The organism is Nonomuraea sp. NPDC050783 (assembly GCF_040802095.1).
Classification (GTDB): domain Bacteria; phylum Actinomycetota; class Actinomycetes; order Streptosporangiales; family Streptosporangiaceae; genus Nonomuraea.
The window spans coordinates 112,923-121,177 of the sequence record NZ_JBFAHK010000012.1; the positions used below are offsets into that span (position 1 = coordinate 112,923).

At 73.9% G+C, this 8,255-nt stretch carries 9 protein-coding genes; 3 read left to right on the top strand and 6 right to left on the bottom strand.

Going from position 1 to position 8,255, the window contains the following annotated elements:
- Positions 1-60: 60 nt before the first annotated feature.
- The 3 genes from AB0H75_RS29185 to AB0H75_RS29195 form a co-directional block, all read right to left on the bottom strand.
- Positions 61-288, bottom strand: coding sequence for a hypothetical protein (locus tag AB0H75_RS29185; protein ID WP_367801582.1), 228 nt, complete (start codon positions 286-288; stop codon positions 61-63).
- 175 nt (positions 289-463) lie between these two features.
- Positions 464-1,684, bottom strand: coding sequence for an amidohydrolase family protein (locus tag AB0H75_RS29190; RefSeq protein ID WP_367801584.1), 1,221 nt, complete (start codon positions 1,682-1,684; stop codon positions 464-466).
- 58 nt (positions 1,685-1,742) lie between these two features.
- Positions 1,743-2,336, bottom strand: a complete 594-nt coding sequence (locus tag AB0H75_RS29195; protein WP_367801586.1) for a GNAT family N-acetyltransferase — start codon at positions 2,334-2,336, stop codon at positions 1,743-1,745.
- Positions 2,337-2,478: 142 nt separating this feature from the next.
- Between AB0H75_RS29195 and AB0H75_RS29200 the strand changes: the two genes are divergently transcribed.
- On the top strand, positions 2,479-3,222 hold the full coding sequence (locus AB0H75_RS29200; protein ID WP_367801588.1) for a TetR/AcrR family transcriptional regulator: 744 nt from the start codon (positions 2,479-2,481) through the stop codon (positions 3,220-3,222).
- A gap of 62 nt (positions 3,223-3,284) precedes the next feature.
- Here AB0H75_RS29200 and AB0H75_RS29205 read toward each other — a convergent pair whose 3' ends face one another.
- Entirely contained in the window at positions 3,285-4,283 is a 999-nt protein-coding gene (locus tag AB0H75_RS29205; RefSeq protein ID WP_367801590.1) for a LacI family DNA-binding transcriptional regulator, read from the bottom strand.
- Between the two features lie 177 nt (positions 4,284-4,460).
- Here AB0H75_RS29205 and AB0H75_RS29210 point away from each other — a divergent pair, with 177 nt between their 5' ends.
- A complete protein-coding gene (locus tag AB0H75_RS29210) occupies positions 4,461-5,258 on the top strand; it encodes an SDR family NAD(P)-dependent oxidoreductase (protein ID WP_367801592.1) in 798 nt (265 codons plus the stop codon).
- A 2-nt stretch (positions 5,259-5,260) separates the two neighbouring features.
- Positions 5,261-6,142, top strand: coding sequence for an alpha/beta hydrolase (locus AB0H75_RS29215; RefSeq protein WP_367801594.1), 882 nt, complete (start codon positions 5,261-5,263; stop codon positions 6,140-6,142).
- On the opposite strand, the gene AB0H75_RS29220 is transcribed toward AB0H75_RS29215, so the two are convergent.
- Both AB0H75_RS29220 and AB0H75_RS29225 read right to left on the bottom strand, forming a co-directional pair.
- On the bottom strand, positions 6,133-7,608 hold the full coding sequence (locus tag AB0H75_RS29220; protein ID WP_367801596.1) for a hypothetical protein: 1,476 nt from the start codon (positions 7,606-7,608) through the stop codon (positions 6,133-6,135). The genes AB0H75_RS29215 and AB0H75_RS29220 overlap by 10 nt on opposite strands.
- 57 nt (positions 7,609-7,665) lie before the next feature.
- On the bottom strand, positions 7,666-8,229 hold the full coding sequence (locus tag AB0H75_RS29225) for a dihydrofolate reductase family protein (protein WP_367801598.1): 564 nt from the start codon (positions 8,227-8,229) through the stop codon (positions 7,666-7,668).
- Positions 8,230-8,255: the final 26 nt, after the last annotated feature.

The following is an 8,255-nucleotide window of genomic DNA, read 5'->3' on the forward strand; positions in this document are numbered from 1 at the left end:
GGCGGATGAGGCCGGATCACGTAGGCCGGGGACGGGCACGCGGTCGGAGGTGCCGAGTGCTCAGGCCGCTGCCCAGAAATACCAGCCCTGGTCGTCGAAGCAGGGGTGGGTCTGCGTCCCACCGGCCTGGACGCCGTTCCTCCAGTACTCGCAGATTCCCTTGGTGGAATAGGGGCCGTACCAGTGACCTGCCGTCTCCTTGGCCTGCGCGGGGCTGACGGAGAGCAGGAGAGCCGCGAGGCCGCCGACGGCGGTGACGGCGATTTTCCCGGTGACGTTCCGCTTCATTTCTTTCACTTCCTGTCGTCGTTGTCGTCGTCCGTGTGCCGTTCACGCTAAGGTCCGGGAATTTCCCGGGCCAGGCAGCCGGCAGGGCATTCACCGGACATTCGGCCGGTTCACCGGTCAGGTGACAACAGGTCGACCAGGGGTGGGCGCGGTGCTCCGTTACGGGGAACGCGGCTCAGCCGGTCACCAGGCGGCCGGCGAGGTGGACGGCGCGGGGGCGGGCGAGGGTGGTGATGTCGCGGGTCGGGTCGCCCTCCACCTCGAGCAGGTCGGCGTCGTAGCCGGGCCGGATGCGGCCCTTGCGCTCGCCCAGGCCGCAGACGTCGGCGGCGACGGACGTGGCGGCGGTCAGCGCGGCCGTCGCCGACAGGCCGGAGGTGACGTACTCGGCGAGGGTGGCGGGCAGCAGCCCGTGTGGCTTGGCCGGGCCGATCCCCCCGTCGGAGCCGGCCACCACGCGGACGCCGCCCCGGTGCAGGCGGGCCACGCCCTGCTGGAGGATCGCCTCGGTGATGCCGGCGCGCTCGGCCATCGCCCTGACCTCCGGCGGCACGAACACGCCGGGATCGGAGCCCAGCGTCGCGCAGACCGCCGTCCCCGCCCCGGCGAGCGCGGCGAGCAGGTCGTCGTCGATGCGGATGCCGTCGGGCGTCAGGCAGGTGCAGTGCTCGATCCCGTCGAGGCCCGCCTGCAACGCCTGCCGGACCGCGGTGAGCGCGTGGGCGTGCGCGGTGATCGGCAGGCCGAGCGCGTGGGCCTCCTCCGCCGCGGCCTTCAGCTCGCCGGCGGTGAACTGGGGGCTGAAGGTGTCGGTGCCGGGGGTCAGCACGCCGCCGCTGGCCATGATCTTCACCACGTCGGCGCCGCGCTCGGCCCGCCGGCGAACCGCCTCCCGGATCTCGCTCTCGCCCCGCACCTCGCCGCCCATCGACCAGCAGTGCCCGCCCACGCTGGTGATCGGCGTGCCGGAGGCCACCACGGTGGGCAGGTCCGCCCCCGCCTCCGCCCCCGCCCCTGAACCGGCTCCGGCTCCGGCACCGGCTCGCCAGGCGAGCACCGCGTCACGCTGGTCGCCCAGGTCCCGCACGGTGGTCACGCCGGCAGCCAGGTGGACGGCCAGGGCCGCCTCGATGGCGTCGTTCACCTGCTCCTCGGACTGGCGGGCGAGCCGGTCGAGCGCGCCGGGGCCGCTGTCGGCGCACAGGTGGACGTGGGCGTCGATCAGGCCGGGCGACAACGTGCCGTCGGCCAGCTCGCGCACCGGCCATCCCTCGGGCACCGTCGAGCCCGGTAACACGTCGAGGATGAGGGGCCCGTCCACCAGCACCACCGCGGGGCCGTCGAGCATCCGCCCGCCGTCGAACACCCTCGCCGCCCGGATCGCCATTTTTCCCATTCGATCACCATAGTCCGCTGCTCACGAGCGAAATGGCGGACCGGTGCGCGTGGCGGGCCTACTGCTTCTGGGTCAGCCGCAACGAGACGTACGCGGAGAAGCCGGCCCGGCGGGCGAACCGGACGGGACGCCGCCGGTACTCGGTGAACCCGAGCTTGCGGTAGAGGGCGAGCGCGGGGACGTTGTTGTCCTTGACCTCGCGCAGCACGTACTCGTCGTACTCCGGGAGTTCGAGCAGGTGGCGCAGCAGGGCCGTCGCCACGCCCCGGCTCCGGTACGCCGGGGCGGTGGCGACGAACCCGATCTCGGCCAAGCCCTCCCGCGCCTCGGGCAGCGGGCCGAGGAACTGGGAGCGCACCACGAGGTGGCTGATCGTGCCGTGGACGGCGCCGAGGTGGCGCCGCAGCTGCGACCAGCGCGGGGCGAAGCACTCCTCCTGGCCGGTGGTGAGCGAGGCCAGCCCGGCCGGCTCGCGATCGACGAGAGCGACGTGGAACCGGTCCATGATGACCATGTGCGCGAACGCGTCGGCCAGCTTGCCGGGGTCGTCGGAGAAGAAGGTGAAGTCCTCGGCGAAGCCCCGCGTCAGCACCTCGGTGATCGCACGCCGGTGGGCCTCGCCGAGCCGGTCGGCGCGCTGGATCGTGATCATTCCTGTTCCCGCTCTCCTGGTGTCGGTGCCTCGGGCATGACCTTCATGTCGCGAGCGGGGCGGCCGGCCCCGATCCGGCCGTCCCCTCTTCTGCGTATGGCATACGCGGTACTGCGTAGACCATACACGATAGACTGCCGGCATGGACAGCGAGAGCGACGAGGCGTTCCCCGCGAGCATCGAGGCGGCCTGGGGCCTGCGCGAGCGTCCCCACAAGGGGCCGAAGCGCGGGCTGACCCTCCAGGGCATCGTCTCGGCGGCCGTGAAGGTCGCCGACGAGGAGGGCCTCGACGCGGTCTCGATGAGCCGCGTGGGCGCCGAGCTGGGCAGCTCGACCATGGCGCTCTACCGCTACCTGGCCACCAAGGACGAGCTGCTCGCGCTGATGCTCGACACCGCGCTCGGCCCGCCGCCACCGCTGCCCGAGGGCCTCGGCTGGCGGCGCGGCCTGGAGTCGTGGGCCACCTCGATGCGCGCGGCGATCCTGGCCCACCCCTGGACGGTTCGCCTGCTGGCGCCCAAGGGGCCGCCCGCCACCCCCAACCAGCTCGCCTGGCTCGACCAGTTCCTGCGGATCCTCCAGGACACCGGCCTGCCCGCCAGCGCCAAGCTCGCCACCCAGCTCCTGATCAGCGGGCACGTGTGGAGCCACGTGAGCATCACCGCGGCGATCATGCTCGACACCGACCCCGGGAGCCGGCGGCGCTGGAGCGCGTACGAGCCGTTCCTGCGGCGGGTCACCGGCGAGGGCCGCCTGCCCGGGGTGCGCGCCGCGCTCGACGAGGGCGCTTTCGGCGAGGACCCGCACGCTGCCGACCGGCACTTCGCCTTCGGCCTGGAACGCGCGCTGGACGGCGTCGAGGCGCACATCCGCTCGCTCGGCTGACTCGCCGGCGACCGAGGAGCCGGTGCCCGAGGAGATGGCCGGTGGCGAGCGGGCGCCTGGGGTCAGGTCGTGCCGCGGGGGATCAGCTCCAGTCGCAGTGCCACTTCGCGGGCGGTACCGGGGCGGTCGAGCCGCTGCATGAGCAGCTCCATCGCGGCGCGGCCCGACTCCTCCAGGGGCTGGCGCACGGTGGTGAGGTCCAGGGCCTCGGCCAGCTCGCCGTCGTCGAAGCCGACCACCGCCAGGTCGCCGGGTACGGCGAGGCCGAGGTCGTGCGCGGCCCGCAGGGCTCCCGCCGCGAGCGTGTCGTCGGCGGCGAGGACGGCGGAAGGACGGCCGGGCGCCGACAGCAGCCGCCTCGCGGCGGCGCGGGCGGGCGCGAGCCCGTGTGCGGTCAGCAGCACCCTGCCCTCGGGGAGGGCGTGGCCGGCCTCGGCCAGGGCCGCCCGGTAGCCCGCGAGCCGCTGCTGTGACGGCGAGACGTACGCGCCGGACCTCTGGGCCTCGCCGAGGAAGCCGAACGCGCGGTGGCCCCGGCCGATCAGGTGCTCGGCGGCGAGCCGGCCGCCGGTGGCGTCGTCGGTGTGCACGGAGTCGAAGCGGGGATGGCGGACATCGATCAGCACCGTCGGCAGGCGCATGCCTGTCAGACGGTCGGCCACCGCCTCCTCCAGGGAGACGCTGACGACCACGAGCCCGTCCAGCCGTCCGGTGATGGGCAGGCTGGCCAGCAGCGGCGAGGAGCTCTGCGCGGCCGACTCCTGGTCGAACAGGACGACTTCCAGGGGGCGGGAGCCGACGGCTCCCAGGATGCCGTTCAGGCGCCGGGCGACCGAGGGGTACGACGTGAACGGCGCGATGACGCCGACGCGCCCCACGCCGCGCCGGGCCTTGGCGACCGCGTCCTGCTTGGGGACGAAGCCGAGCGCGTCCGCGGCCTCCAGCACCTTGCGCCTGGTCGCCTGGCTGACGCGGGCCGGGGAGTTGAGGGCCAGCGACACGGTGGAGATGCTGACGCCCGCCGCGGTGGCGACGTCGTAGATGGTGGCCCGTGGCGTCATGCCCCTCCTTGTCGGAAGCGTCGGAGCGGTCGGAAGCGCGGTCTTGCCGTCGGCGGGAATCGTACCAAGCGGTCGCGGCCTGTCGAAGTGCTTCGATAAAAGCATTTGACAAGTCCATCGGCGGCCCCGTCTCATGAGGAGACGACAGGAGCGCGGCGACGGGAGGAGAGGACGAGCATGAGCCGTTCGTACGTGGTGACAGGAGGGGGCCGGGGCATCGGCAGGGCGGTGGTCGAGCACCTCGTCGGCGACGCCGGCGCCGTGGTCGTCGCCATCGAGCGCGACCCCGCGGAGCTGGCCTGGATGGACGGCCATCCCGCCCGCGCCCGCCTGACCGGCGTGACCGGGGACGCCGCCGACGAGGCCGTGGCGGCGCGCGCCGCCGATCTCGCGCAGGCCGCGGGCCCCCTGGCCGGCTGGGTCAACAACGCCGCCACGTTCCAGGACGCCTCCGTCCACACCGCCACGACCGGGCACGTGCTGGACCTCATCACGGCCAACCTCGGCGCCGCCGTCGTCGGGTGCGCCGTCGCCGTGCGCCGCTTTCTCGCGGCGGGGACGCCGGGCGCGATCGTCAACCTCTCCTCGCACCAGGCACGCCGGGCGGTCCCCGGCTGCCTGCCGTACGTGACGGCCAAGGCCGCCGTCGAGGGGCTGACCCGGGCGCTCGCCGTCGAGTACGGGCCGCACGGCATCCGCGTCAACGCCGTGGCCCCGGGCTCGGTGGCCACCGAGCGCTACGCGCGCTTCCTCGGCTCCCAGGAGCCCGCGGCCGCCGCCCGCGTCGAGCGGGAGATGGCGCGGCTGCACCCGCTGGGCCGGGTGGCGCGGTCCCAGGAGGTCGCGGCCGCGGTCGCCTACCTGCTCTCCGACGGCGCCGGCTTCATCACCGGCGCCACCGTGCCCGTGGACGGCGGGCGTTCGGTGCTCGCCCGCGACCCCGAGGCGCGGGAGCCGATCCCCGAGGGAGCCTGACCGTGAAGATCCTCGACAAGCGTCACGACGACCTGCTGAGCGGGAGCGAGGTCTGGTTCGTGCGGCCGGATCACCTCGATGACGTCTTCCGCGTATGCGTGACGTCCAACGCCGATCCGGCGGGCGGCGACCGGGTGCCCGTGGTGATCGCCGCCGACGCCGAGCTCGGCGGCGGCGCGTTGCAGAGCCTGGTCCGTTGCGCCGCCGTCGGGCTCGACCTGCCGCCCCTGTACGCGGTCAGCGTCGGCTACCCGCTGGACGCGGTCCCGTCCTTCGGGGTGCGCCGCGTCCGTGACCTCACCCCGAGCGTGTGGCCGGCGTACGAGCGGGCCGTGCCGGCGATGGCGGGGGCACCCGTGCCGGTCGTCACCGGCGGCGCCGACGCCTACCTCGCCTTCCTCGACGAGGAGCTGAAGCCGGCGCTGGCCGCGGCGTTCCCCGTCGATCCCGACGACGCGGCCCTGGTCGGGCAGTCGTTCGGCGGGCTGCTCGCGGTGCACGCGCTGCTCACCCGGCCCGCCGCCTTCCGGCGCTACCTGGTGGGCAGCCCCTCGCTGTGGTGGAACGAGCGCGAGACGCTGGCCCGGGCCCGCGCGGCGGTCGCCGGCTCCCCCGCGCCCCGCGCGCGGGTGTACCTGTGCGTCGGCGAGCTGGAGCACCGGGCCAGGTTCGAGCGGCAGTTCCGCTCGGTGCTTCCGCTGCTGCCGCCCGCGATGGCCGGCGCCGACGTGCAGGGCGACTTCTTCGCGCTGGCGGAGATCCTGAGCGGGTGGAGGGACGAGGGCTTCTCCGTGGAGGCGCACATGTTCCCCGAGGAGAGCCACGAGTCGATCACCGGCGCGATGCTGAGCCGGGGCCTCCGGCGGCTCTACGGCTACCTCTGAGCGTGGGCCCGGCGGTCGGCGGACACCAGGTGCAGGACGGCCGGGCCGCCGATCGCGGACGGGACGGTGAACTCGACCGGGCCGTCACCCGGCACCGTCACCTGGCCGCCGGGCAGGGAGGCCCGCTCGTCGACGGCGTACCAGTGGGCCGCGTAGCCGCCGGCCGGCAGCTCGGCGGTGAACGGCTTGTCGGCCTCGCCCGGTTGCAGGACGAGGTACTCCACGCCGGGATCGGCCAGCGCGTAGCCGGTGGAGCTGAGGTCGCCACGGGGGAGCATGCGGACGAGGTCGATCCTCTCGGCGAAGCGCCTGGTGTCGCCCATCGCCCGGCGGGCCGGCTCGAAGGCGTCCGGCTCCGGCGGGATGCCGTCGATGAGGCCGAAGTCCATCAGGATCGGGTTGTGGCCGCGCAGGAACGCCTTCCACACCCAGAGCGCGTCGCCCTGGCCGGGGGCGAAGTGGTCGGTGTCGCTGATCAGGACCTTCCGGCCGTCGGCGGCCGGCGGGTCGGCCAGCCATCGCGACGGCGGGCCGCCGGGGGCCGCGGGGTGGCCGCCCTCGCGGAAGATCTCGTCGTCGTAGCCAGGCGAGATCCAGTCGGCGGGCCCGTCGAACAGGGGCGCGTTGACCAGGGTCTGGTCGGCCACCGGGAACTGCATGGTCATCCCGATCGGGCGCGGGTCGTAGTGGCGCCGCCGCTCGTACTGCCGGACGAACTCGATCACCCAGTACTGCCAGTCGGTCGAGTCGCCCCACCCGGTGTCGGGCGGCACGCCGAGCGCTTCGGCCATCTCCTCGCCCGCCGTGCCGCCTCCGGACGACTCGTTGGCGACCTCGTACAGGACATTGGGCAGGTCGTGAACGGTGTCCACGACCTGCCGGAGGTACGCCTCCTGCAGCGCCCGCACCTCGGGGTCGAGCGGCAGGACCTGGTGGTCGAGGATCGAGGTGATCCCGATGCCGTTGACGTTGTTGGCGGCGTGGAACGGGTGGCCCTCGACGTTGTCCGGCGCCGGGCTGAGGTGCAGCGCCCAGCCCTCGAACAGCATCACGGCCACGTACATGCCGCGCTCGCCGGCCGCCACGACCCGCTCGCGCAGCCGCCGGAAGTAGGCCGGGTCGAACCGGGACAGGTCGAACCTCGGTTCGCCGTCCCTGGCCGTTCCCTCCCCTGTGCGCAGCCAGGGCTGCGGGCTCATGTTCAGGTGATAGGCGCCGCCCGCGGCCTGCGACACGACATGCTCCCAGCGCCACAGCCGGACGAAGTTGTGCCCGCGTGCGGCGAGGAAGTCCAGGTAGGAGTCGTAGTCCAGCTTCTCGGGCGACGCCGGCGCCGTCGCCCCGGGCCCCATGCCGTCGTGGAAGTTGTTCCAGATGTGCGAGCCCGTGAGGTACACCGCCCGGCCGCTCGACCGTACGGTGAAGTAGCGGGGGTTGTCCGCGGAGACCTCCAGGGGGCCGGGCATACGATCAGCGTGTACGGATATGTCGGACATGTTGTTTCCTTTCGCGTCGTTACCGCGTCAGCGGCCGACCGGGTAGCGCAGGTGCGTGACGCCCTCGCCCGCGACGACCGCCGGGGTGCCCAGCAGGAGCGGCGCCTTGGCGAGCCCGGCGAAGAACGGCACGCCCTCCCCCAGCAGCACCGGCACCAGGTCCACCGCGATCAGGTCGACCAGGCCGAGGGCGAGGCACTGCCGCGTGATGCTGGGGGTGGCGAGGGCGACGTCGCGGTCGCCGGCCAGCTCCCTGGCCCGCCGCACCGCGCCGGCCACGCCGTCGGTGACGAAGGTGAACGGCGTGCCCGCACGCGGCCAGCCGTCCGGCACCCGGTGGGTCACGACGACGACGGGCACGCCCATCGGGTGCCTGCCGCCCCACGCGTTGGTCAGCTCGAACAGCCGGCGACCGCAGACCAGCGAGCCCAGCGAGCCGGGCGGGAACACCTCGGCGCCGTCCGCCCGGGCCCCGGCACCGGCCCCGGGGCGTCCGGCGTCGTGCCAGGCGAACACGTGGTCCACCTCGTCGTCCGGCCCCGCGACGAAGCCGTCGAGGGACATGGACATGCTGGCGACGACGGATCCCATCGCGTTGCTCCCTGCTCGTCGGGTTC

Bases quoted from the DNA above. Each gene is read 5' to 3' on its own strand.
- AB0H75_RS29185 (WP_367801582.1), bottom strand. From the start codon at position 288: ATGAAGCGGAACGTCACCGGGAAAATCGCCGTCACCGCCGTCGGCGGC.
- AB0H75_RS29190 (WP_367801584.1), bottom strand. From the start codon at position 1,684: ATGGGAAAAATGGCGATCCGGGCGGCGAGGGTGTTCGACGGCGGGCGG.
- AB0H75_RS29195 (WP_367801586.1), bottom strand. From the start codon at position 2,336: ATGATCACGATCCAGCGCGCCGACCGGCTCGGCGAGGCCCACCGGCGT.
- AB0H75_RS29200 (WP_367801588.1), top strand. From the start codon at position 2,479: ATGGACAGCGAGAGCGACGAGGCGTTCCCCGCGAGCATCGAGGCGGCC.
- AB0H75_RS29205 (WP_367801590.1), bottom strand. From the start codon at position 4,283: ATGACGCCACGGGCCACCATCTACGACGTCGCCACCGCGGCGGGCGTC.
- AB0H75_RS29210 (WP_367801592.1), top strand. From the start codon at position 4,461: ATGAGCCGTTCGTACGTGGTGACAGGAGGGGGCCGGGGCATCGGCAGG.
- AB0H75_RS29220 (WP_367801596.1), bottom strand. From the start codon at position 7,608: ATGCCCGGCCCCCTGGAGGTCTCCGCGGACAACCCCCGCTACTTCACC.
- AB0H75_RS29225 (WP_367801598.1), bottom strand. From the start codon at position 8,229: ATGGGATCCGTCGTCGCCAGCATGTCCATGTCCCTCGACGGCTTCGTC.